Origin of the sequence: Paenibacillus farraposensis (assembly GCF_020736845.1) — a bacterium.
GTDB classification, from domain to species: Bacteria; Bacillota; Bacilli; order Paenibacillales; family Paenibacillaceae; genus Paenibacillus; species Paenibacillus farraposensis.
Genome location: NZ_JAFFQR010000112.1, coordinates 567,601 through 592,355, shown reverse-complemented (window position 1 = coordinate 592,355; position 24,755 = coordinate 567,601). Strand labels below are relative to the sequence as shown.

Here is a 24,755-nt window from a genome sequence, read left to right as displayed (position 1 = left end):
CGCCCATCCCAAACTATAGAAGGTTGTGACCTATGAAAGTCATTTTATCAACGTTAAATGCCAAATATATTCATACCTCGCTGGCCATCCGCTGTCTCAAAGCCTACAGCGAAAAAGACTTTGATATCGAACTGGCGGAGTACACGATCAAGGACCCGGTGATGAACATCGTTTCTGATTTGTTTCAGCGGGGGGCCGATGTCATCGGTTTCTCCTGCTATATCTGGAACATTGAAGAGACGATCAAAGTCATTGATGTGCTGAAAAAGATTATGCCTGAGGTCAAAATCGTTCTTGGTGGTCCGGAGGTATCTTACGATACGGAACACTGGATGAAGCGCTTGACGAATGTGGACTTCATCGTTGTTGGCGAGGGTGAGGAAACGTTCCATCAGCTGCTGCAACAGCTGGAGGGGGAGCGCAAGTTCCATTTTGTATATGGACTGGCTTACCGCAAGGAAGAAGAGGTTATCCTGATGCCGGGCCGTCCAAAGTCGGATTTGAACGAACTGCCGTCTCCGCACCGTTTTGCGGAGGATATACCGGAGTTAGGGAAACGGGTGGTCTATTTTGAAACAAGCCGGGGCTGTCCGTTCAGCTGTCAGTTTTGTTTGTCCAGCATCGAGGTCGGGGTACGTTATTACGATATTGAACGTACGAAGTCGGATATTCTCTATCTGATCGACAATGGGGCCAAGCTGATCAAGTTTGTGGACCGTACATTTAATATTAAACGGGACTACGCGCTGGAAATGTTTAAGTTTCTAATTGAAAACCATCGCGGCTGTGTCTTCCAGTTTGAGATTACGGCGGATATTATGCGTCCCGAGGTACTGGATTATTTGGCGGAGCATGCGCCGCCGGGCATATTTCGGTTTGAAATTGGCGTCCAGTCGACGAACGATCCGACCAATGAACTGGTTAAGCGGCGTCAGAACTTTGCCAAGCTGTCCCGCACTGTTACGAAGATCAAACAAAGCGGCAAAATAGACCAGCATCTGGATTTGATCGCCGGGCTTCCTTTGGAAGATTACAATACATTCCGTAAAACGTTTAATGACGTTTTTGCGCTCGGTCCGGAGGAGCTGCAACTCGGGTTCCTCAAAATGCTGCGGGGTACAGGACTGCGCATGGATGCTGACAAATACAACTATACGTATATGGATGTTGCGCCTTATGAAATGCTGAGCAATGATGTTCTTTCCTTTGCCGATATCGTTCGGCTCAAACGCCTGGAGGATGTGCTGGAAAAATACTGGAATTCCCATCGCATGGATCATACGATGAGCTATTTAATCACACGTGAATTCTTATCTGCGTTTGATTTCTTTCAAGCGTTTGGAGACTACTGGGAAGGGCAAGGCTGGCAAAAAATCGGACACCAGCTCGAAGACTTGTTCACGCGTCTCCAGTCCTTTCTGGAATCGCGTGGAACGAAGCGAATGGAGATCGTGCTCGGGCTGATGAAGCTTGATTACTTCCTGAACCATAAATACAAGCCGCGTAAAATCTGGTGGGAGCATACCTTGGACAAGGACGACTGGTCCAGCTATATGAAAATGGTGCTCCAGCACCCGGATGCGCTGTTGTCGCCTGTGGATGCAGACGTTGTGGCAAAGGCGGTAATCGAGGATTCGGTACAGCATGCTGTACAGGCTTCGCCTTCTCCTGCTGCGGATGTCCAATCCGCTGCGAGCAACCAGCAGCCGCAGCCCTATCGCGAGATTGCCCCGGCTTTCGCTTCCTTGAAGCTGGGCGAAAAGGAGCTGCAAAAGCACGCTGTGCTGGATATTTTGCCGTTCAATCTGGAACATATCCTGAGTGGCGGCAGCCCATTGACTGCTGAAGGGCGAACGCTGCTGCTAGTAGTCTATCAGCAAAACGAACAGCAAAAGCCGCTGTACTATACCATGCCGATTGGCAAGGAAATGGCCGCGATTTAAGAGGGGATAGGCATCGACCTTGAAACACAAGAGTCGGTGCCTTTTTTATGATTATAGAATGATAAATTTCCAGCGTACGCTGATAGGCGTTTTTCTTCTGCTCTATAAATACGATTTTTTACATTCGCATAATCTATTGCTGATATGATGCTTTACAAAACAAATATATGATTATTTTATCATACGTGAATATTAAAATTTACCCGCTTCGCTTGTATAGCACCATTCCGCCTACTCCGTTTTTGTGTCATGTAAATTAGAAAAGAGTTGATTACAGTCTTTCATTAAGTCTTTGTATTCTGGAGAACTAGCCAGCATCGACCCGGCTACATGTTCCATGCGAAAATGCTATAATAATGACATCACTATTGTGAGGAGATTTAGACAATGATAACGAATAAAAAAGCATTCACTTTACGATTAAAACCAGAAAACTTTGAGAAGATCAAATATATAGCTGATAAGAACAAACGATCAATTGCTAAACAGATTATAATATGTACTTGAACAGCATATTGAGGAGTTTGAAGAAAAAGAAGCAGGAGATAAGAAAGTTGACTCTATTTCCCAAGAATAACTTAGGGTTAATTAGTTTTGTGGATAAGGATAAAAGATGTGTAAGGGGGGAACAGGCATGAAAGCTATACTAATTCACGCCAAATTCCCTTTTATACGGATCTAAAGCTGGTTTTCGAATCCATAAATAATTATCCAAACGGAATATAATTGGTTACTTACCAGGTTAGAACTGAATTGGATACCGAACGATCTTTTGAAATACGTTGAACAGAATTTGGTTTCTGAAGAATGCGGAGATAGAAATACGAAGTTATGGATGACCGGGGAGCAATTCACACGCCTTGTACATAGACTTGAGATTCAATTTATTTGGGGGCTGGGATTCGACCTTAACTTTATTACTCAGTAAGAATCAAACCATAGCCTAGGATTTTAAGGCTTATTTTAAAGACTCCAGAGATTTTAATGAGTATAATTTAGAGGTTAGTAACAGAGTTAAGAAAGAATAACGAGTTCAATACAAACTACAATTAGGTAAGTGACCATTATGATCTGACTCTATAGCTCTATCATGTGAGGAATAAAGTCTATATAAGTTGAACTGAAAAAATGTACATAGAAAACGAAGTAGACGGAATGGTGCTGTACAAGCGGGGCGGTGGCGATGGGAAGCACCATCCGTCTGCGTAGTGGCACTAAGGTAACTTTTAATCTAACTTCACTCCTCTGCGGTTTTCTTCCCCCATACATATTTCATTATGAAAAATATAACGGTGAGCACGATGAGAAGCAATGTGATCTGAAAGCCATAACGTTGTATAAATTCCACCGCAGTTTGAATATGCTTGCCGAAGAAACGTCCGAGCAGAAAGAAGATAAGTGTCCAGATCAAACCCGTTCAATAAGAGAACAGTGCATAGCGTTTGAAACTGATTTTATTAATTTCGATCATATAAGGGATAATGTGACGGACTATGGGCAGCAAATAACCGATACAAATCGTGAAATTTCCATACTTATGTACTAAATGTTCCGAGAACGCAATGTACTTGTCCATTTTTTTCCTTTCGACGTAAGCGGTCCAATACGGGTACACCTATCATTCTCCCCAATACATTACCTGAGGACAAACCCGATATAACTCCAAGATATACAAGTAAAAAGGCAGGAAGGGGATGAAGGATTTTCATGCTTGTTACTGCCCCACCAGTCATCACAACGACTCGTCTGGAATGGGCAGTCCTATGATGACGAGCCATAGTGAAAAAAATAGTGCTGCATAGCCGTACTGCTGGATAATGGAAATTAAAAAATCAACGTCCATACCTGTGTCCCCCTGCTCATGCTTTCTTCCGGCATACATAAACGAATGCGGGGGGAATATTCAGGGGCACGAACTTGATCTCTTCCATTTCAAACCATTCACCTAACTGCTGCTTCATTTGTGTGGAATATTGAAAGGCCACGAACATTCCTCCATCCCTGAGCGAGAGATGAATTTGCTCGATAATCTGATTTCGCATCGCTTGTGGAAAATTAAAAAATGGCAGCCCGCTTATGATGCAGTCAAGCTGTTCAATTCCGGCATTTTTTATGGCAAGCTGAAGCTCACGTGAGTCTGAATAGGACTGATAGTTCGGAAATTTTCTTATTAATTCCTGCCGCATGGTCTGATCCTTCTCAAACAGCAGCACTTTTGTCTGAGCACTTGCGGCAGACGGGATGTATTGAGTGATTGCTCCCGTCCCAGCCCCCAGCTCGGCCACGGCATGAACTTCACTCCAGAGAATGGACTCCATCATGCTTTTAGCCAGAAATCTGGAGCTTGGTGTAACACTCCCCACATAGGCAGGCGAACGCAAAAATTTAAACAAGAACAAAAACCTCTCGTGAACCAAATGATGAATACGGATCATGAACCATTCCCCTTTATTCAAATTTCTAAATATGTTCGTTTATTCTTTGCTAAGAGTAACAAATTATCCCTTTACATACTCCTGTCCGGAGTAGGGTTCATATCCCCGCCCTACGGCGGGGATTTACCTTGGCCATAGTCAGGGCTTGGGGAGGGGGTGATCATCCAGTTGTCATGCAGCGTACGCTCACACTGCATTCAGCTTAGCTGCCGATGGAGGGCAGGTGGGCTGCCAAAACATATGTACACTGAGAGTCTGACACAGATGAGCTCACCCCTAGTGCGAATAACCTGCTGGCTTCGGTTACCAGCTTGCTATCCGGTCTGGATCTTTCCTCGGCAAAACCCGTAGCTGCTTTTTTTGTTTTGTTCAAGTATTTTACGTACCCCCCAAGAGCTGTCCCAGTATATACTTTCAAAAATAAAGTAGATGACTATTTTCGCATAAATATATACAATATATAGCATAAAAATCCTGTTTTAGTAAGAGTTTTTAAGATTTGAGAATGCATATTTTGCTTCTCAGTCTTTTTAACTGATACAAAATAACACATAGCGAAAATTTGTGTTATACAGGAATTTTTTTCGATTCCTGTCTCATTAAATTCATGAATCCTATCTATATCAAAGGAGTGAAGATGTCATGTGCGCACAACCGATAAAAACGAATATAAGAAATGTGGGCAGCAGCTATTGCAAATGGATTGCGGCTGGTATAATGCTGACTCTCACGGGATGCACGCTCGCATCCGCCGCGCCTTTGCCTAAAGCCAATAGTGGAACCTCCTCCTCCCTGGTCACATTTCAATTGCAGGAGGCTACGATTGGACAGATGCAGGATGCGATGAGTTCAGGGGCGCTGTCGAGTGTCGAGCTAACCGCCATGTACCTTAACAGGGTATACGCTTATGATTCCAGCGGCATTAGGCTGAATTCCATCCCTGTTCTGAATCCTGACGTATTAAAAGAAGCCGCTCAGGCAGACCAACTTAGAGCGCAGGGTATTACTGCCGGACCGCTGCTAGGCATACCTTACACGGTTAAAGACAGCTACAGGGTCAAGGGACTTACTGTCGCTGCTGGTTCTCCGGCTTTTAAAGACCTGATGGCAAAGGACGATGCCTTTACCGTAGAGAGGATACGCAAATCCGGCGGAGTGCTGATTGGTAAAACCAACATGCCGCCAATGGCAGCAGGGGGAATGCAAAGGGGTGTTTATGGGCGTGCAGAAAGTCCATATAATCCGGATTATTTGGCCGCAGCCTGGTACTCTGGCTCCTCTAACGGATCCGGTGTCTCAACAGCCGCCAACCTTGCTGCATTCGGTATGGGAGAAGAAACGGTATCCTCTGGAAGGTCACCGGCTTCCAATAATGGTTTAATTGCCTATACACCATCGCGGGGTCTAATCTCTATTCGGGGGAATTGGCCGCTCTTTCCTATACGGGATGTCGTTGTCCCGCATACGAGAACTGTCGAGGATATGCTCCGCTTGCTTGATGTGATCGTTGTAGAGGATAAGATTACCAAGGGCGATTTCTGGCGGGAACAAAAAGCCGTTCAGCTGCCTTCTGTTAACAGTGTCCGTCCAAAATCCTATTTAGAGCTGCGGGACACCCAAGCTTTGAAAGGCAAACGCATTGGCGTTCCAAAAATCTATATTGGCAAGGACCATGAAACCAGAACCCCGATCAAATTCAGACCTTCGATACAGGCATTATGGGAAAAAGCTGTAAAAGATTTGACTGCTCTCGGAGCTGAGGTTGTGGAAGTAGACTTTCCCCTGCAGGCAAACAGTGAGAAGGACCGTGAAACAGCGAAAACACCTGAAGAACGCGGTTTGATGCCAGCAAAGTGGGCTGAAAAGGAATTCGGCCTGCTTAATCCTTATGCGGCCGAGGAATTCCTCAAAAGTGTAGGCGATCCGAATTTCCCGTCATGGGCTAATATCGACCCTGCCACTGTCTTCCCGAATCCGCCCGGTTCAATAGATGCCAAACGTGGCAGAGACCTTGGGCACTACGACGTATTCATTGAAACCATAAGGAAAGGCGTTACCCCATACGAACAAATCCCACAGCTTCATGAAGCACTTCGAGGGCTTGAGAATGTACGAAAGATTGATTTTGAAGATTGGATGAAGCAAAGCAACCTTGATTTTATTGTATTCCCAGCCAACTGCAATATAGGCAAGGCCGATTCTGATGTAAATGAAGCATCCTATGAGGAGGCTTGGGAGAATGGCAACTATTTCTCCAATACGAATCTTATTCTACGCGAGTACGGGATCCCTAGTGTGTCTGTAAGTATGGGCGCTATGAAGGACACCGGCATGCCCGTTAATCTGACGATGGCGGGAGCCGCATACAGCGATAATGATCTGCTGCGTTACGCTTATTCCTATGAGCAGGCGACCAGAAATCGTCCTATTGCAGTGCGTACGCCAGCACTTGAGGATGAAATCTTCTCCTATAACCCCAAAACTACGCTTCCACCCTCTAAACGCAAGGAAACTGATGTCCCGTTGCTTACGTTGAATGCTTCGGTGAAGGACGATGCTCTCGCTTTGAGCGGTTCAGTCACTGACCAGAGCGGTATTGCGCAGCTCAAGGTTTATGTCAATGGCATTCGTGTCCTTGTAAAAGAAGATAAAGCCAATTGGTCGGCAATGCTTCCGACCATTAAATACAAGCTGGCAGGCGCCTTCCAGGCCGATACGCTGCATATTCTTGTGCTGGCCAAGGATATTTACGGAAATACGTCTGCACAAGTCAAGTCCGTCGCTTTGGCCCAATGATAAAGGATACCATCAACTGCTCTATCTAGTGGATGAGGGAAGCTGAGCTATGTCAGGTTCCCTTCCTTTTTGTTAATACAGCGTACTGCTGCAATCGTCCTGCTGCTCTTATCCGCTATTGTGCTGGTTGGGGTCCGGTTCAGGCTATGGTTTGTATTATTGTGTAACCTAATATAACGAGTTAGAGTTAAGGGGATAGAAAGAAGAAAGGTATGATCGGACTGACCACGGAAGTAATACACCAATATAGCAATAACGGTGAGACGATAGAGCAGGTGACGATCAGTCATGTAGAGACGGATGAAATACAGGTGTTGAATGTCGACGCGGTGATCGTAAATCATGGTCTGAAATCCGACTTTGGCCCGCTTCGCGATTGGGGCTGGATATGGGAGAGTAGCATGTCCGGGTAAGTAAATAGCTGGAAACGAATATACCGGGAATATTCGCTGCCGGTGACTTGTCGAGTATGAAGCAAGCTGTATCTGATTGCAGGCACGTTCACGGATGCTACTCTCGCATTGAACAGCGCCAAGCTGTACATCGATCCCTCAGCCGACAAGGCGGCTTATGTATCCTCCCACAACAGCCGTTTCAAGGAAAAGAACCGTGAGCTGGGTGTTGGAGAAGACTGCGAATACAGGCTGAATAAAAACCAGCAGAACATAAAGGAGCTTCCAGAGCCATTAGATGTGGTCCTGGAGGTTCTATTCTATATGGCGTCCACTTTCTCATCACAAACATTGGATGCCATCCACAATATAATAAAATGGAAATCATCAAAAAAATGAAACCAGCCCGCCTGAAAGGTAGGAGCGGGATCGAAAGGTGACTTATGGAAAAGCAAACGGAACAACAGCAAGCGATGTTGGCAAATATGATTGAAAAGGCAGAGTCCTTTGTACAGCAGCAGTTGGAGCATGATCACAGTGGTCACGATTGGTTTCATATTGACCGGGTGAGAAAGCTGGCTCTTGAAATTGCTGCCCGAGAGGGAGCAGATTTGTTTATATGTGAGCTGGCTGCCCTGCTGCATGATGTGGCGGACGAAAAGTTAAATGATTCCAAACAAGCGGGGCTGGATAAAGTGGAGCAGTGGCTGTGTCTGCATGTAAGTGACCCGCATGTGGTTACACATGTGAAGGCCATTATTGCTACAATGTCCTACAATGGCGGCAAAAATCCGCCCATGGAGACGCTGGAGGGCCAAGTGGTGCAGGATGCAGATCGGCTGGATGCCCTTGGGGCGATTGGTATTGCAAGAACCTTTATGTATGCAGGCTCAAAAGGCAGTATCATGCATCATCCGGATAAAGACTTTTCACAGTACGAATACCGTGCCGCAGGTAAAAGCGCCATATATCACTTTTATGAAAAGCTGCTGAAGCTCAAGGATTTAATGAATACGGCTTATGCCAAAGAAATGGCGGTGATCAGGCATCAATGGATGGAGATGTATCTGGAGCAATTTTACAAGGAGTGGAATGTGGATGATATCAAGAGGAAGGGCGATGATAGTACTGCCTAGATGAAACGATCACAATAGGTGCGAAAGCTCATAACTGGGAAAATTTATAATAGTTATCATTGATAATCAATATCTATAAGATTGTCTCCCCATATTGCCAGAAGGCTTGTTGGACTTCATCATCGTCATGTCATTCCAGTTTGCGTTATGGTGGGAATGGTGCTGCTGTCTGATTTTATTGCCAAAACGGTGGTTACGCCTGCTGAAATTCCCGTTGGGCTGATTATAGCGGTCATGAAAAAAACAGCTTGATTCGATTTTTGGGTTCCTCGGAAGGAATAGCTATAAAAATATGATATTCACGCTTCTCGGCGTATGAATACATCACCCGATGCTGACTGCGCTGGATGTACACAGATGCATGAGTATCACTGGAACGATAATCCTTGTGCAGACTGGTTATATGATGAGAATAACCCCCTCTGAATCCCTAACCTCCGGCATCAGGTTATCCAGGTTGATATGTGCTGGATGCTAATTCTGTGTTCGGAACGATGGTGGAAGCGGTGCGTGTTCAGGGCAGACGGCCACTGACAAAACGGGCGTTGCCCCGGCTGTAATTGTTGGTATTGGCTATCCGACAGACGCCCCTTTCCATGCTTCCCGCTATTACGATCTTACATTACCGGGGACGGTTGTGGAGCTTCCTGTCAAACCGAAGGGTGAAGCACCTGCTAAAAGCGGGGGAGCCGAGCATTTTTTGACGTTTATTGAAGATGAGCTAAAGCCTGAGATGGGCGCGATTTCCAGATTGACCGAAGCAGGCAGGCGATATTCGGTCATTCGTTAGGAGGGTTATTTGTATTACATACCCTATTTACAAGACCAGACTCTTTTCAGGCCTATATAGCGGGAAGTCCCTCTATTCACTGGGGGGGGCCAGAGGTTGCCTGCCATCATAAAGCAGCGACAGACCGAATGAGCCGGGATCATCACGCAGCCTGGAGTTCATCATCGCTTTATTTTACGGTAAGAGAACCGTTTCCCAGCCGGACGACCGCCGCGAATCTCGTGTTTGGTCAGGTAGCAGCCGATAAACCACTGCGGATTGCTTCACAGATGCCGGTAAATGGAGTTATTTTCAGTGACGGTGTGGAAAGCGATTTTCTGGAGTTTAATGCCGGCATTGAGGCGACCATTAGCCCGGCGGAGAAAAAAGGGCATCTGGTCGTGTAGAGGTTTGTACAGGATGGCAATGGGTAATTATGAGTAAGGTACAACCATCAGATGAATTTAAAAAGGAGGAATCAACATGAGCGACCATGTTCAAGACGAAGCGAAAATCCGCAACCAGAAAAACGAGGACGGAGATTCCTTGATGGAAAAAACGAAGCTGGACAACGGCGTGGATATCGAGCCTGAGGCTGACGAATGGATTGCCAAACCTTCACCCGTATCACACGATGATACCCAATCTTCATCGAAGCAATAAGGATGGTGCGTCCCGAAAGGAAACAGGCCAAGACAGATGATCCTTGACGGGGTCATCTGCCTTTTTTGGCATGTGCAGGTTTTGCTGTAATTAATTAAACCTGGAATATACCTTCCATACCAGCTCGCGGCGGCTATTTATCCCTGTTTTGAAGAAAATGGCCTTCAGATGATCCTGTACGGTGTAGGCTGAAATATGAAGTGCGCTTGCCAGCTCTTTGGTCGAAAAGCCTTGAACCATGAGCTGAACCATCTGCCTTTCGCGTTCCGACCATACATATACCTCGGCCATTAGCGGCAGCATATCGGCTGCTTTCATCGGTCCCTTCCTGCTGACGAAGCAGCTTTAGCCACTGCTCTGCTGTTGTATTGGACGACATCGGCAAGCTGTTAAGAGCCTTCTTATGGCGTATTTCATATGGAGCAGTGTTTTTCATGATGTTTAGAAGTCATATCATCTGATAACGAGCTTCTTCATATGATCCAAGCCTTATCCAGCGGCCATTGCGGGTAGGCCTTGGATTTCCTTTCCTGTTGGATTACACTAGAACGAAATGCATAAGGATGACTTTATGTTTGAATTTGGGGAGAAGTCTTAGTGAACAGATCCATTTTGATGCCGTAAAAAAGGTGTAGTTAAATGGACAGGAGAATGAATAAGCCCAAAACCAAGAAAGGGGGAGTATGCTATAAAGGTGCGGATGATGAAAGGGGGTTAGTTATGTCTATCGAAGCGATCATTTTCGACCTGGACAATACGCTAATTCATCGCAAACAGGCGTTTGCGGCATATGCAGAGCGCTTTGTGGAACGTTTTATTGCGGCAGAAGCCCCGGAGAAGAGGGAAGCTATAATCGAGCGGATGCGTCTGGCGGATCAGGACGGGTATCGGGACAAGAGGGAGCTGTACCGCGAGCTGCATGCAGAATTTGAACTGAAAAATCCCGATACGACCGTACAAGAGATGTTAGGCTTTTGGTATGGAGAGTTCCATAAGTTTACGGTATTGATCGATGGGTCCAAGGAAGTGCTGTCCGAACTGCGATCACGTGGTTTGAAGCTGGGCATTATCACCAATGGATCACTCCGTATGCAGCGAGCGAAAATCGACCGGGTGCTGCTGAGAGATGATGTGGATTCCATTATCATCTCAGACGGCGTGCACACTAAGAAGCCACATCCCCGAATATTCGAGCTGGCTCTGAAGGAACTAGAGATTGCCGACCCTGGTCATGCTTGGTATGTAGGGGATCATCCGACCAATGATATTCGGGGTGCGCAAAGTGCCGGCTTACATACAATCTGGCTAGAAGGCTTTATGCCGTGGGAGGAAACGGGCGTCTTACCAGACTATCGAATTGAGAGTCTGCGCGAAATTATCAGTTGCCTGGATCGTTTTAGCTCTTCAACGAATACGGAGGAGGGGGCATATGAGTGTGCAGTAGACTATGATAAAGTGGAGGCTCGTGATGATTGATTATTTGATGAAAAAAAATACAGGCAAGCTGGTGCGCATACAATATGACATCAGCATAAGGTTCAGCATTCTTGCAAGCGCTATCCTGAAGGGATGTTTGATGCACTTCCAGCAGTTTAACGGGAATTTTCCAGCATTAGGGCAGGTGATTGAGCATGAGCGTTCGTAAGAGCATCGACAGGCAGGTATATCGGTCAAAACAGGTGAAATTTCGCTGGAGAATCCGCGCGGTGTATCTGAGTGCTGTACTGGTCGCTATCCTATTGGGCTTGGGAAGCCGGGTGTTCTCTTCCCGTCTGCCTGACTTTGTTACCAGTCATTTTGGGGATGCCTTGTGGGCATGCATGATTTATTTTGGGCTAAGACTGTTGTGGCCGGATCGTCAGTTGTCAGTAGCTCTGTGGGGCGGCTTGTTGTTTTGCTTCGCCGTTGAGTTCAGCCAGTTGTATCAGTCTCCCTGGATTAACCATATTCGCGCGACGACGCTGGGCGGACTGGTGCTTGGCAAAGGATTCCTGACCGTTGATCTGATCAGGTATACGGTTGGTATTGCGGTATCCTGGTCGCTGGATCAAGGCTGTCAAAATCTGGTGGGGATCGCTACACGAATAGGCGACGACAAATCACTTAAATCCCACAAATCACTCAAATAAAAGAAAAGCGAGGGTTGCACTTGAAACAAAAGGGAAAGCGGCACAGGTTGCTCGGTAAGATGATTGGATTGTGTGCGGGGCTCAGCTTAATGTTTGCGGCCACACTTGTTCCAGAGCAGGCGCTGGCCGAACAACAGCTTGCGGCTCCTCTTCGTTTTGACTTTGGTCCGGGTAGCGTAGCTGACGGGTACACCCAGGCCACAGCACAGGATGCTTATATGCCTGAGCGAGGCTATGGATTTTTGGATTTGTCCAAGGTAAGCGAAGAGGATCGGGGCGGAAATGACGCTATTCGCTCGGATTTTGTTCGTGTTCAAGGCTCATCCTTTGTCGTCAATTTACCGCCAGCAGACTACACCCTTTCCCTGATTGCCGGAGACACAGCCGGAAACACAGATATAACTGTAAAAGCCGAGTCCATCGTTAAGGTACAGCCTACGGTCAAAACGGCAGGCCAATTTGTCGAGACAGGATTTGAACTCGCGCTCATCGACGGTCAGCTGGAATTGTACTTCTCGGGAAATGACCCGAAGATTAACGCGTTGGTTATTACACCTAAAGAACAGCGAACGGCTGGAGAGTACCCTTCGGTATACCTTGCTGGAGATTCTACGGTCCAAACCTATAGATCCTCAATGAAGCCTCAGGCGGGCTGGGGGCAAATGATCGCACTGTTTTTTACAGATGAGATCACTTTTATGAATCGTTCGATCGGGGGACGAAGCACGAAGACCTTCCTTGTCCAGGGACGGCTAGATGATATTTTGCGGAATATCCGGCCCGGGGATTATCTGCTTATCCAATTTGGTCACAATGATGCGGCGATCAACAATCAAGAGCGTTATGTTTCACCAGCGGATTACAAGGTTTACTTGAAAACCTACATCCAAGGGGCTATACAACGAGGGGCGACGCCTGTGCTGATTACACCTGTGGCCCGCCGGGATTATGATGCGGCAAAGGCTTCCTTTCGGATTAGCTTCCCGGAATACGTGCAGGCCATGAAGGAAACGGCAGCTGAGACAGGCGTTGCCCTGGTCGATCTTAGCCGGTTGAGTGTAGCATACTATAATACACTTGGCCTGGAGGGAACGCTCCCGTTATTTTTACATTTGGAGCCAGGCGTGTATCCTGCATTTCCGGTTGGAGTGAGGGATGATACGCATTTTCAGGAGTACGGCGCGGAGCAAATAGCCCGATTGGTAGCTCAGGGAATTCGCGAGCTGAATATTCCTTTATCCTCTTATGCACGGGCGGAGGATTCGCAATAAAGCACGATGTCCATTCCGCCATGGTAGCATCGCAATCCGTAAAGCACTGGATCGAATCAGCCGAGACGGAGTCGAGCCGGAACTGGCAGGTAGCGATGATTTTGATCGAAGGCAGGGAATTGCACACGAGTTATCGTGAGACGACAGGAATTTAGGGCTTTAGTCCGTTCATTTGTCAGACCCAGATTTGGAATGGTAGTATAAGGAAAGCTATTACTCTATTGAAACTCTATTCATCTAAAACATATTTTCCAGCAAGCCGATATATGAAGATGAGGCGAGTATATACTCTTATTTCAGCACCCGAGAATGGATGAATATCATTGTATTAGGAGAGTAGAAAAAGTGTCGGATTTGTATACCAAAAAAGAAGTAGAGGAATATGTAACAAACGTGACTCTTGAACGGCCTTTAGGTGTAAGTATTGCAGCCATATTACTGATTTTTAATGGGGCTCTTCTACTGGTGACACAGTTACTGACACTCAATGCCTTGAATGAAGCTTCTACGTTAGTAGGAATTTGCAGGGGGATGTTTCAAGGATTCATCGCTTTGCTTGGCTTTGCCGGGACGACTGCCGGTGTCGGGATGTTGTTTGGCAAGAAGTGGGCTTGGTGGCTGGCTGTGTTTTATTTTACATATGAGACGATGTATTATGTGTGTACCATTTTGTTCATTCCGGATATTTCTCCCATATTGGGCAGTGTACAGTTAAGCCCTGCTCTATATTACATAAAGTATGGTATGCGTATTATTTGGAATTTTTTATTTACTTTGTTTATGTGCCATAGTACAGTGACCAGATTTTTCCAAACCAATGAAGTCCACAAGCGGAGAGCATGTATTGCCCTATTTGTAATGAATGGAGTGATAGTTGGGATTGGCTGGTGGCTGCTGAACTAGGTTCACCGTATAGAAGCCTTCATTAATCCGGATAACAAAGGCTTCAAACGGCTGCCGCGCAAAAGCAATTTTACAAATATCCTTTATCCCCATAAGGCTGGAGTCGATCAAGCCAGGTCTGCTCCAGCTTTGCCAATGCATCTTTGACATCGAAGAACTCGGAATCCTTTTTCTTCAAAATGTCCAGCACTTCAAATTCAAACGCATCTTCGCCATACTCATTCCATTCCTGTTGCAGCTGTCTATTTTTGGATGCACCCATTTGCAATTCAAAACGGCGCCCGTTAAGTGACTTCAAATTTGCTGTGGCAGCGACAAACATTTTTCCATTATCCGTATTGCGAATGCAATAGATTCCAGCCTCTGTTTTTATCTCCATATATTGCTGTACCAGTTCTTTTCTTCGGTTCATTGTAAAATCCTCCTCATTTATTAACGCTGCTCATTAATAATCTTTTAACCAATATTCACTTCCATCCGGCTTGCGATCCAATAGACCGTATTCAATCATATATCTTCGCACCGTGACATAATCGTCATATACTTCCTGTAAAATGGCATTGATCTCCTTCTCATGATACGTTTGTCCCTTTACGAAACGTCCCGCAATTTCACGCAGCACAATTAGCTTGTGCTTTTCCTGTATTTTAAAGGTTTTCAGACGCCCGTCTGTACCGTTTGGAAAATACTTTTTGAGCACCTTTTGCCTTTCGTCTTCTGTAATGTTGTAGCGTTCATCTACCATCCGTGCCTGTACAGGTACTTCGACGATAACGGGAGCGTGGCGGTCCTTCTCTTTGAGCAGCTCCATTAATGTAAGAAACACCTTGGCCTGCCGTTCTTTTTCCTTGAGTCCAAAGCGGTGATTGCGTATGGTTGATGCGCTGCCAATTCCGGTTTCCTTTTGGATCTCCGCATCGCCCATGCCTTGATAAAATAGCTGAAGCAGCCGATTCTGATGATCCGTCAGCCCGGTCAGTTTTTTGTCCAGGGAGATCAAATATTCAAATACTGAACCGTACGTCCGCTCAATATGAAGACGCATGTATCGCTCCGCATCATAAAATACCCCTTGATCCTGATAGATGATGCCTTGCTCGTATCGTTGTCCGTCGAGCAAGCAAACCACCTGCTCACCCTGACGGATATATCCGCGCTTCAAATCTTCGACTCCTGCATTCCAGAATAACTCGGAATGATCCATTTTGGTAAACACCTCGGTTCAATTAATGATTATTTTATAGACAATATAACATTTTGTTTATTTTAAATCAATGGGTGAGGTGGGTGGATAATGATTTCAGTAATATAAATTTATATAATGCTTAAAAAGAAAATTATTGTTTTAGACATATTTTATGGAATTTCAAAAAAAATTCTCTACTTTTCTTATTTCGACAATTTTCGCTATGTACAAATTTAATACGACATTGTTATCATATGTAAACACAAATACAATATATCCTTTTGTAGACGGGAAAATGTAAGCTGAACTTGGGATATATATTAAATTTGATGTACATTTAACTTCGTATTATCACTACTACAAGGGGATGATTCCAAAAATGAAATTTCTTTTGAACGAAGTAAGAAAACAGGAGGGAAGAAAAATAGTTAAGCCATTCGTTTTAACAATGCTTAGCTTATTTGTTTTGTTATCTCCATGGAGTATAGCTTGGTTAACTCAAGGTATAGCGTCAGCAGCATTTTCAGGTGGAATCCCCAAAAAATTTTATCCACCGCCAAACAGGGGTGGATCAATCGGGATACCAGAGGATAGCCAAACACCAAGAACAGAACCATCATCTACACATGAAACAGTAACCATGTCAGATGGCTCGGTTGTACATGTGCAGGTGGATAATTCTAATGTTAATTTCATTCGCAACAATGTAGTCATCTATACCAAAAATCTTGGATTTGCATTATCAGTTAAATTTTACTATGCATCAGTATCTTCTGATACTATAACGGTTGGTTACTTTTATAAAGATGAGAGGGATGGAGCTAAACGTTCGGGAACTTTTACATATTCGGGAATTGTTTTGACCACTCCAGCCAGCCCGCACATTAGTCCTAATATTACAGGGATGACAAATCAAAATATTCTTATCCAATTGGATGGTGTGCCTAACCATTATAAAAAAGAGTATAAAATCGGTGCGAACGGTACGTGGACTCCGTATAATAGCCCATTTCAAGTGTCCCAAAACACTACCATTTTTGCTCGTTGTACAGATAATTACGGGAATATAAGCGCTGTAAATTCATTGGTGATCAACAACATTGATAAAACACCGCCTGCGCCGCCAGTATTCAATCATAGCCCTGCGAATGAAATAGCAAATAATATCAGAGTGACAATTAACTATCCTTCTGATGCAGTGTCAAGGGAATACCGTGTCAATCAAAACGGATGGCAGGCGTACAATTCACCTATTGATGTCAATGAGTATGGGACGCGGATACAGGCACGGGCAACAGATCGTGCTGGAAATGTTTCGCAAGTCACAGAATCGGTGCTGAATTTTATTAATAGAACACCAGTGGCGATTAAGGGCATTCCGGCCACCAAGATTGAAATGGATGAGGGAGCTTCAGTTAAGAATTTATCGGAATACTTTACAGATCCTGATCAGCAGCAGCTTCGGTATTCCGTTACAAATTCAAATTCATCGGTTGTCACATATCAGTTGATTAAGGACTCAAAAGGGAATACCTCCATACTGAATTTGCAACCACAGAGCGCGGGGGAATCGACGATAACGATAACAGCTACAGACCCGTTAGGTAAGTCTGTATCGCAGAAACTTGCTGTAAAAGTTTTGGATACCAAGTATTTAGAACAACTGGCCAAAACTACAGCAGCGATAGCACAAGCAGAGACAACCCAATCACAAAATGATGTAAGTGCAGCTGTAGAACTGATAAACAAGCTGCGTGATCCAGACAGAGGCAAGCTTGTTGAAAGGGTAGTAGCCATACAGAAAATCATTGATGCAAAAGCTGCATATGCGAAGCAATTGGCGGCGGCAACACAGGCAGTTGAACAAGCAGAAAACTCAAAATTACAAACTGAGATTAATATGGCACGTACTTTACTAGTGCATCTCAATGATACAGACAAACAACAGCTTAATGATCGATTGGATCGTATACCTGCTATCGATGATTTGCCCAAGGATATAACAAGTCCTTCCAAACCTAAGAAGTTAGTAGGTTCCAGACCTTCGCCTAACAGCATTACTCTAACCTGGGAAGCATCTACAGATGATGTTGGAGTCGTTGGCTACGATGTTTATCGTGATGGTCAAATGATAGGCAATACCAAGGAATTAACCTTTCAAGTAGACCAATTAGAACCTCAGAAAATATATAAGTTCGCAGTAAAAGCCAAGGATGCGGCTGGTAACTATTCGGAGTTTAGCAATAGCATTAAAAGTGGCCTATCCCGAAAGTATAAATATATATATGACGCTAATGGAAGGCTTGAGCATATTGAACAGGATGGTCAGGTTGTTTTCAAATATCAATATGACTCTAATGGTAACCTGATACAGATTATAAAAGTTAGCAGTTCCAAATAAATGGTAAGTAACTTAATTTAAAGTCGGGAATGGAGAGAAGAACTTGCGATTTAGAACAACTAGACGTCATATAGCAATGATCATGATAATCACATTTATTTTCGGTATAATTAGCGGCTTTGTTCCTCCAAATGTGTTCGGTGCGGGGAATGACAATTCGCAATACTCGGTGGATCAAATGGCTGCCCGCTTTGGAGTCACATCATCTTTTTTGTCAGAACAATTAAGAAAAGGGTACTCATTAAATCAAATTTATACGGCACTATATTTGGCTGAACAGGATCATATAAGCTATGAACAAGCTGTAGCTTCGTTATTCCCTTCAGAAGAGAACAAATCGCAAGCCGTAACAAGCGATGTATACAATAAGCTATCGGATGCTCCATTAGGTAACCTGATTTCCCATAACGTTACAGATGATGTTTATCAAAAAGATGAACCTGATTCGGTGAATAAAGTTACTGAAGATGTATATAAGACGGATTTCCTGAAGCAAAGTCTTATGGCGAATGTGCCGAAGCTTCCACCTATTAGAGAAGAAGCGCCAGTATACAATAAATCATCTTTTAATGAAGCTCCTTATTCTGTTGGCGATGATAAAGAATCTATATCCACTTTATCAGGCAGCTTATCACTGCAAAATACAGATTTAACTCTGCCTGGAAGAAATGGACTTGGTTTTTCTTTGACGCGTCAATATGATACGAATCGGGCTCAATTTTTTGACAAAGGCGCTGAAATTGTTGACAACAGTGCTGCTGTGCAAAACTATTATGTCTACTTTAAGGCAATGATGAAACCTGTTACCAAGTCGTACAAGGTGACCTATCAGCAAAAAAGATGGGTGCAAGAGGACACAAATGGTGATGGGAATGTTGATGTTAACACCTATAATCTTCAGCCAGAAACAAAAGTTATAGGCACATACACAACTTATGAAGCTGCCAGTCAAGCGGCGGGACAAAAAATAACCTATACTACACCCTCGGAATCCAGAACAGAAACAGATTATAGAAGAAGTACATCTAGAAATGATTTTGTCAGTTCCATAAAGTATGATCATCATGGATTTAAAGGGACTCTATCTCGAAGTGGTTCACCTTATGTTATTTCTGGAAGTGAATCTCAGCCTGAGTCTATAGGCGCAGTTGATTCGTGCAGTTTTTTTAGTATGGGATCTTACAACTCTCAAGGATACTATTCAGGTAATAGCATTACAACTTGTGGTAATTCAATGTATCACTCTTCAGCAAATGGATTTAGTGGAACACTTTATGCTTACAATACTTGGTATTCTTCAACTTGTCCGAATTATGATATTTCTAGAGCGAATTCTATATGTTATGTATCAGGAACTAAATATTATAGCGGAGCTATTTCAAAACCAGGATATGATACCCGGGAATGGAGACAAGATTATAGCGGAACCGTTACTAAACCCGGGTTTACAAGTGACATTGGTTATAGCGAGTGGATAAGTAACGGAAAAGGCGGAAGGACAAGAACAGCCTTCACCATGGAAGGCTCACCACAAATTGAAACGATTGTTTCTGAGGGGCTGGAAACGGCTGTTCGCCGACAGACAGCGCTGTTCACAACTATTGCTGAGGCTGAAAAATATAGAGATTTAATTAACAGCAACCCTCGGGCTGAAATTCCGAGTGACGATGGGAATAAATATTATATTGCAGCAGATGCGGATGCTACCGTCTTTGCTGAGATTGTAGCCTATCAACCTTCATTTATTTTTCAAAACCGTACCTATCCTGCCTTAGAAGATCAATTGAACCCTCTGGGTAAGGGGTGGTCCTGGAACTTACCTTATGTAGAAACCAAAGAGGGCAAGCAGTACATGCACTTGGGAGATGGGGGAAGTTATGAAATTGAGGGTGATCAACTTAAAGATTACGACTGGAAGGGACTGACTTTCACCCCCGACACTTCAGTAACAGTTAATGGGGAGAACTCAGCTTATGTATTAACTTCTGTCGATGGAGCGAAAAAACAATATTTCTCCAAAGACGGTCAGTTGCTACAAATTGAAGATGCATATCATAATACGATAAAGTTCAATTATGAACTCAATGCTACTTATAAACGCAAACTGCTTAGTAAGGTAGAAGATGCAATCGGCAACTCGATTGATATTCAATATACGGCTACAGATGTTACTCTGTCTAAAGGAAACCGGACTGTTGTTTATCATAAACATACAGAGCAAGGTGTTGAATTACTGGATTCAGTGACAGATGCCGAAGGCAGAAAAACCACATACTCCTATACATTGGCACCTGCCAAGTTTAATTTGAGCGCGTCTCATCCTGAAAGACAAATCTCTAATCCATACGCTTTGTTAACCAAAGTATTTCATCCTACGGGTGCCTCTACTTTGTATACTTACGAAGACCAGCCAGTAAAACGCTATATTGGCTCCAATTCGATAAACGAGGCATATAGAGCGGTCTCACGTGTAGATCAAATCACATATGAAAACAATCAAACTGAAAACTATAATCGGGAAACGATTCATTATAATTCCGATATGGGTGAGAGCTATGTAAAAGATACTTCGTTCTCTACCGTAACAGATAATGGATTAGTTCGTTCAACATTCAATTATAATAAAAAGTTTATTAGTGCAGACACACCACCACAGTATTATCTGGATCAATCTGTGGTTAAAGCAGGAGATTCTGAAAAGAGCACAGCTTATCAATACGGCAAGCAGGTGACAGGCAAAGCCTATACCGTACCTGTTCCAACCCGTACTTCGTCCAGCAATAATCAAAATGGAGACGTTTTGACAACGGCTGCTGAATATGATGATTACGGTAATATTACAAGCTCAGTGGATGAAAAAGGTTCGCAAACTGCGTATACGTATGACGACAAGCACAGGATTAAAACCGTTACGGAACCGATTGATTCCCAAAGCACTGGAGTAACAGAGTACACGCGTAACCCACAAGGGAAAGTAACGCAGGTCATCGTCTCCAAGGATCATTCCGGGGGAGAATTACTACAAAAAGTAAATTATTCGGGTATCGATGCTTACGGAAATACAACGGTTCAGACGATTGCGAATGGCAACAAATCTGTGACTACAACAACGGAATATAGCAGCAGTTACGACCATGCTTTTCCAACGAAACAAAGTGTAGAGGTTACAAATATTGATGGAGAAAAATCTACAGTAACCATTCAGTCAGATTATGATAAGTCAACTGGTTTAATCACTTCCTCGCTGGATGGGAAGGGTCAGAAAACCGGGTATCAATATGATGCTCTTGATCGCGTAAAGGCTGTAACCTACCCGGACGGTAAAAGTATCCGTTTAGCCTACGATGATCTTGAGAACACCGTCACGGTTACGAATGAGCTGGGGATACGAACCAAAACACGTTACAATGCTTTGGGCTGGAATGTCGAGTCAGGGCTGTATGAAGGTAACGATTATGTGATCAAGTCCAAATCAGCTTATGACGCTAACGGAAGATTAGTGTCCAGTGAAGATGCACTTGGGCATCTGACACGCTATGGCTATGACGCTTGGAACCGTACAACCTCGACGGCCTATGCGGACGGTTCAGAAGCAGTAGTTAAGTATGATGATGCTCTACGTCAAGTAACTCAACGAGACGGTGAGCTTAATGAACAAATTCAAATCTATGATAAATGGAATCGTCTGGTGCAAAACAAAGAAAAATCAGCAATGGACGGTAACGAGAAAATAACTTCCAAGATAGAGTACGATGCTGTAAGCGATCAGATTTTGAAACAGACCGATGCGAATGGAAATGAGACTCAGTTTTCGTATAATGCCTTGGGTGATCAAACATCTGTGACAGAGCCCAACAGTGAAACGACGAAGTACACTTACGATATGCTGGGTAATCTCACTCGGATCACATATCCGGATGGTCAGGCCAAGGTGAAGTCGTATGATGAACTGGGTAGAGTGATTCAAACCAAAGACGCGAAGGACCAGATCGAAAAGCGCTATTTTGATGCTAATGGCAACTTATCCAAAAAAATAGATCGCAACGGGAACGTCACTTCTTTTGAATACGATAGCCGTAATCGATTAAAGTCGCGTGTAGGTAAAGATGAGACTGTCAGCTATGTATACGATGCTGCAGGCAAACGCCTAAGCATGACAGATCAAACGGGTACAACATCCTATGCGTATGATCCGTATACGGAGCAACTGAACACCTTGTCTTACCCGGATGGTCTAAAGCTCTCCAATCAGTATGATTCGAATGGAAATCGAACCGAAATGACAGGACCATTTGGCGAGCAAGTAGATTATACGTATGATCTTTTGAACAGATTGAAGACCGTAGGCAACACAAAAGATAAGCCTGTTTCGGAATATACCTATACCAAAAATGGATTGCTGGACTCAACGATATCTGCCAATGGTTATCGCCAGCAAAATCAATATAACGGGATTCAGTTAGTTGAATTGAAGCATACACGATCCAATGCGGAAATCAATAGCTTTCAATATAGCTACGATCCTGGCAAGAATATCACGAAACGCACTCAAAATGGTGTAGAGGATTCCTTTACGTACGACAAGTTGAATCGGATTGTTACTTCTAGCGAAAATCAGGATGCATATTCGTATGATGCCAGAGGGAATCGTCTTACAATGGAAACGGAGAGAGCTCCGCATACAAAGCCGAGGGAGAACAGCTTTGACGATCAGAACCGATTGACGCAGGTCAAGATCGGCGGAAAGCTCGTAGAGTACCGATACAACGGGGATGGATTACTGACAGACCGTATACAGGATGGCATTCATACCCGATACTACTATGATGGAAACAGTGCGCAAATCATAGCAGAAGCTACGATTGAAAATGAAAAACCTGTTTTAAAAGCCAATTATATTCGCGGTCTGAAATTAGAGGCCATAGCATATGCAGATCAAACAGAAGCCTATCCGGTCTATAATGGTCACGGAGACATCATTGAGATCAGGGATTCCTCTGGAGCTTTATTAAATCAATATCAATATGATATTTGGGGCAATGAAGAGGTCAAGGAAGAAAAAGTCCACAATCCATTCCGTTACTCTGGCGAACTGTGGGATGATACAACAGAGCTGCAATACCTGCGCGCCAGATGGTATGATCCTGATAGTGGAAGATTTATTAATGAGGATCTATATGAAGGAGAAACAGAAAAACCATTAAGTTTAAATTTGTATACGTATGTAACAAATAACCCACTAATATTTACTGATCCAAGTGGACAAGACCATGTATTTAGTCAAAATTATTACAATTATCTTATGCATGTTATGGAACACGGATCAAAAGGTAACTCTCAATGGGCGAATGCTCGATTAGATGAAGAAAGATATTATGTGGATCCGAATAACTCCAAAGATATAGTGTCGTATAATGAATTAATCCGTGCTGATGCAAATGCAAGAGAAGATTATACTTCTGAGTTTATTATGGATACCATAATTAGTGCAGGTGTAGATGGTTTCATTATTAAAGGTGGAACATCTATAGGTAAATCGCTTGTATCAAGGGTCTCACGTTTATTTACAAAGCAAACAGCGATTGAATTGGGATTTGAAGGAGGAAAGGCTGGTGAACAATTCTTAGCGAAATCACTTGGCTCTAAGCAAACGCAAGTATTTTTTAATACATCACTTGGAAGACGATATATCGATGTCATGAAGGATGGGATAGCTCATGAAAGTAAGGTAGGATACACATCTTTAACTTCATTTGTAAAGAAACAGATTCAAAAAGATGCTGAGCTAATTCGGACGGGAGACATTGAAGGAGCGGTTTGGCATTTTTACAAAAGTGGCATTACTGGAAAGGTAGGAGCAACTAAACCTTTGTTAGATATGCTCGATGCAAACGGTATTAAATATATAATTGAGAAAGTATATAAATAGGAGGTCAAACAAAATGGATTATAAATTAATGCAACCACCTTTTGAGATGAAAGAGTATTCAGAAATGAGTAATAAGGAAGCTAAAGAACATTTTAATTGGTTTAAACAACAAATACCTTCGCGTTTAGAGCAACTTGGTGCATTTTCACAGATACATCTGGATTATAGTGATCGTTCGCTAATAGATATTTGGGAATGGTATCTAAGGAATGTACAGATTCAAAGTAAAAGTGTTTCGGAATTAGAAGAAGAGCATTCAGAAACCGAAGAATGGTTGAAGGGCTATATATATGAAAAAAAACTCGACACTGAATCCCAAGCTTTTACACTGGATATTGCCATTTATCTAGGAGAGGTTGTAAAAAGTAATCACAGTGGGTTGGATTGGGGGGTTGTTTTTAAACCTAAGTCGTATGTTAGCGTTAATCGCCCTGTTATTATTGGATTCAGGAAAAAAGATATGGATGTGATCAGGATTGTATCGAATAAAATGCATGCAATTTTAAAGGGACAACGTAACCCTAATGCATTATTTGATATTTATCATACATGGGAAGAGTTTATATAAACAATCAATCTAATTGATTTCTATGAAGATGACTGATCATATTTGGATTTGAATAAACAATGTATTGAAAATATAAATCCTATTTTAACCACATGCATAAGCTCTTGCATGTGGTTTCTTTTTATCTCGAAATAAACTCCCGATCAAAATGGTGTAGAGGATTCCTTTACTTACGACAAGTTGAATCGGATTGTTACTTCTAGCGAAAATCAGGATGCATATTCGTATGATGCT

General features: G+C 43.5%; 17 protein-coding genes and 5 pseudogenes. 16 read left to right on the top strand and 6 right to left on the bottom strand.

All coding sequences use genetic code 11. The features are described from left to right. Positions 1 to 32 precede the first annotated feature (32 nt). Positions 33 to 1,943, top strand: coding sequence for a B12-binding domain-containing radical SAM protein (locus JO375_RS21335; protein WP_229526343.1), 1,911 nt, complete (start codon positions 33 to 35; stop codon positions 1,941 to 1,943). 1,237 nt (positions 1,944 to 3,180) lie between these two features. Here JO375_RS21335 and JO375_RS21330 read toward each other — a convergent pair. The 3 genes and pseudogenes from JO375_RS21330 to JO375_RS21320 form a co-directional block, all read right to left on the bottom strand. Next, positions 3,181 to 3,786: pseudogene (locus JO375_RS21330) on the bottom strand (DedA family protein). A 16-nt stretch (positions 3,787 to 3,802) separates the two neighbouring features. Next, on the bottom strand, positions 3,803 to 4,378 hold the full coding sequence (locus JO375_RS21325; RefSeq protein ID WP_229526342.1) for a class I SAM-dependent methyltransferase: 576 nt from the start codon (positions 4,376 to 4,378) through the stop codon (positions 3,803 to 3,805). Positions 4,379 to 4,580: 202 nt separating this feature from the next. Further along, complete coding sequence (locus JO375_RS21320) at positions 4,581 to 4,751, bottom strand: hypothetical protein (RefSeq protein ID WP_229526341.1); 171 nt, start codon at positions 4,749 to 4,751, stop codon at positions 4,581 to 4,583. 269 nt (positions 4,752 to 5,020) lie between these two features. Between JO375_RS21320 and JO375_RS21315 the strand changes: the two genes are divergently transcribed. From JO375_RS21315 to JO375_RS21290, 6 genes and pseudogenes are all read left to right on the top strand, one after another. Then, a complete protein-coding gene (locus tag JO375_RS21315) occupies positions 5,021 to 7,174 on the top strand; it encodes an amidase (RefSeq protein WP_229526340.1) in 2,154 nt (717 codons plus the stop codon). Positions 7,175 to 7,419: 245 nt separating this feature from the next. After that, positions 7,420 to 7,803: pseudogene (locus tag JO375_RS21310) on the top strand (NAD(P)/FAD-dependent oxidoreductase); the annotation flags it as partial. 206 nt (positions 7,804 to 8,009) lie between these two features. Then, complete coding sequence (locus tag JO375_RS21305) at positions 8,010 to 8,702, top strand: HD domain-containing protein (protein WP_229526339.1); 693 nt, start codon at positions 8,010 to 8,012, stop codon at positions 8,700 to 8,702. An 81-nt stretch (positions 8,703 to 8,783) separates the two neighbouring features. Beyond that, positions 8,784 to 8,954 (top strand): annotated as a pseudogene (locus JO375_RS21300) (iron chelate uptake ABC transporter family permease subunit); the annotation flags it as partial. 182 nt (positions 8,955 to 9,136) lie between these two features. Then, positions 9,137 to 9,878 (top strand): annotated as a pseudogene (locus JO375_RS21295) (alpha/beta hydrolase); the annotation flags it as partial. Positions 9,879 to 9,954: 76 nt separating this feature from the next. After that, positions 9,955 to 10,134 (top strand): hypothetical protein, encoded by a 180-nt coding sequence (locus JO375_RS21290; RefSeq protein ID WP_229526337.1) that lies wholly within the window; start codon positions 9,955 to 9,957, stop codon positions 10,132 to 10,134. Between the two features lie 90 nt (positions 10,135 to 10,224). Here the strand turns inward: JO375_RS21290 and JO375_RS21285 are convergent. Next, positions 10,225 to 10,455 (bottom strand): annotated as a pseudogene (locus JO375_RS21285) (response regulator transcription factor); the annotation flags it as partial. A 399-nt stretch (positions 10,456 to 10,854) separates the two neighbouring features. Here JO375_RS21285 and JO375_RS21280 point away from each other — a divergent pair. The 6 genes from JO375_RS21280 (at position 10,855) to JO375_RS21260 (ending at position 14,437) form a co-directional block, all read left to right on the top strand. Continuing rightward, entirely contained in the window at positions 10,855 to 11,610 is a 756-nt protein-coding gene (locus JO375_RS21280; RefSeq protein WP_322098777.1) for an HAD family hydrolase, read from the top strand. After that, positions 11,603 to 11,779, top strand: a complete 177-nt coding sequence (locus tag JO375_RS21275; protein WP_229526334.1) for a hypothetical protein — start codon at positions 11,603 to 11,605, stop codon at positions 11,777 to 11,779. Before JO375_RS21280 ends, JO375_RS21275 begins: the two co-directional genes overlap by 8 nt. Next, positions 11,766 to 12,263 (top strand): ribosomal maturation YjgA family protein, encoded by a 498-nt coding sequence (locus tag JO375_RS21270; protein WP_229526333.1) that lies wholly within the window; start codon positions 11,766 to 11,768, stop codon positions 12,261 to 12,263. Before JO375_RS21275 ends, JO375_RS21270 begins: the two co-directional genes overlap by 14 nt. Positions 12,264 to 12,322: 59 nt before the next feature. Further along, a complete protein-coding gene (locus JO375_RS21265) occupies positions 12,323 to 13,534 on the top strand; it encodes a rhamnogalacturonan acetylesterase (protein ID WP_229526332.1) in 1,212 nt (403 codons plus the stop codon). Between the two features lie 20 nt (positions 13,535 to 13,554). Beyond that, positions 13,555 to 13,689, top strand: a complete 135-nt coding sequence (locus JO375_RS24655) for a hypothetical protein (RefSeq protein WP_267497799.1) — start codon at positions 13,555 to 13,557, stop codon at positions 13,687 to 13,689. 190 nt (positions 13,690 to 13,879) lie between these two features. After that, entirely contained in the window at positions 13,880 to 14,437 is a 558-nt protein-coding gene (locus JO375_RS21260; RefSeq protein ID WP_229526331.1) for a hypothetical protein, read from the top strand. 70 nt (positions 14,438 to 14,507) lie between these two features. Here JO375_RS21260 and JO375_RS21255 read toward each other — a convergent pair whose 3' ends face one another. Together JO375_RS21255 and JO375_RS21250 are read right to left on the bottom strand one after the other, a co-directional pair. Next, on the bottom strand, positions 14,508 to 14,849 hold the full coding sequence (locus JO375_RS21255) for a GIY-YIG nuclease family protein (protein WP_229526330.1): 342 nt from the start codon (positions 14,847 to 14,849) through the stop codon (positions 14,508 to 14,510). Positions 14,850 to 14,882: 33 nt separating this feature from the next. Then, the gene (locus JO375_RS21250; RefSeq protein WP_229526329.1) at positions 14,883 to 15,641 is read right to left on the bottom strand and encodes a DUF2087 domain-containing protein; all 759 of its coding nucleotides are present in this window, start codon (positions 15,639 to 15,641) and stop codon (positions 14,883 to 14,885) included. A gap of 361 nt (positions 15,642 to 16,002) precedes the next feature. Between JO375_RS21250 and JO375_RS21245 the strand changes: the two genes are divergently transcribed. The 3 genes from JO375_RS21245 (at position 16,003) to JO375_RS21235 (ending at position 24,521) form a co-directional block, all read left to right on the top strand. Further along, positions 16,003 to 18,024 (top strand): fibronectin type III domain-containing protein, encoded by a 2,022-nt coding sequence (locus tag JO375_RS21245; RefSeq protein ID WP_229526328.1) that lies wholly within the window; start codon positions 16,003 to 16,005, stop codon positions 18,022 to 18,024. 82 nt (positions 18,025 to 18,106) lie between these two features. Then, positions 18,107 to 23,953: an RHS repeat-associated core domain-containing protein gene (locus JO375_RS21240; protein WP_322098776.1), complete on the top strand. Its 5,847-nt coding sequence runs from the start codon at positions 18,107 to 18,109 to the stop codon at positions 23,951 to 23,953. A 13-nt stretch (positions 23,954 to 23,966) separates the two neighbouring features. After that, a complete protein-coding gene (locus JO375_RS21235) occupies positions 23,967 to 24,521 on the top strand; it encodes a hypothetical protein (protein WP_229526326.1) in 555 nt (184 codons plus the stop codon). Positions 24,522 to 24,755 lie beyond the last annotated feature (234 nt).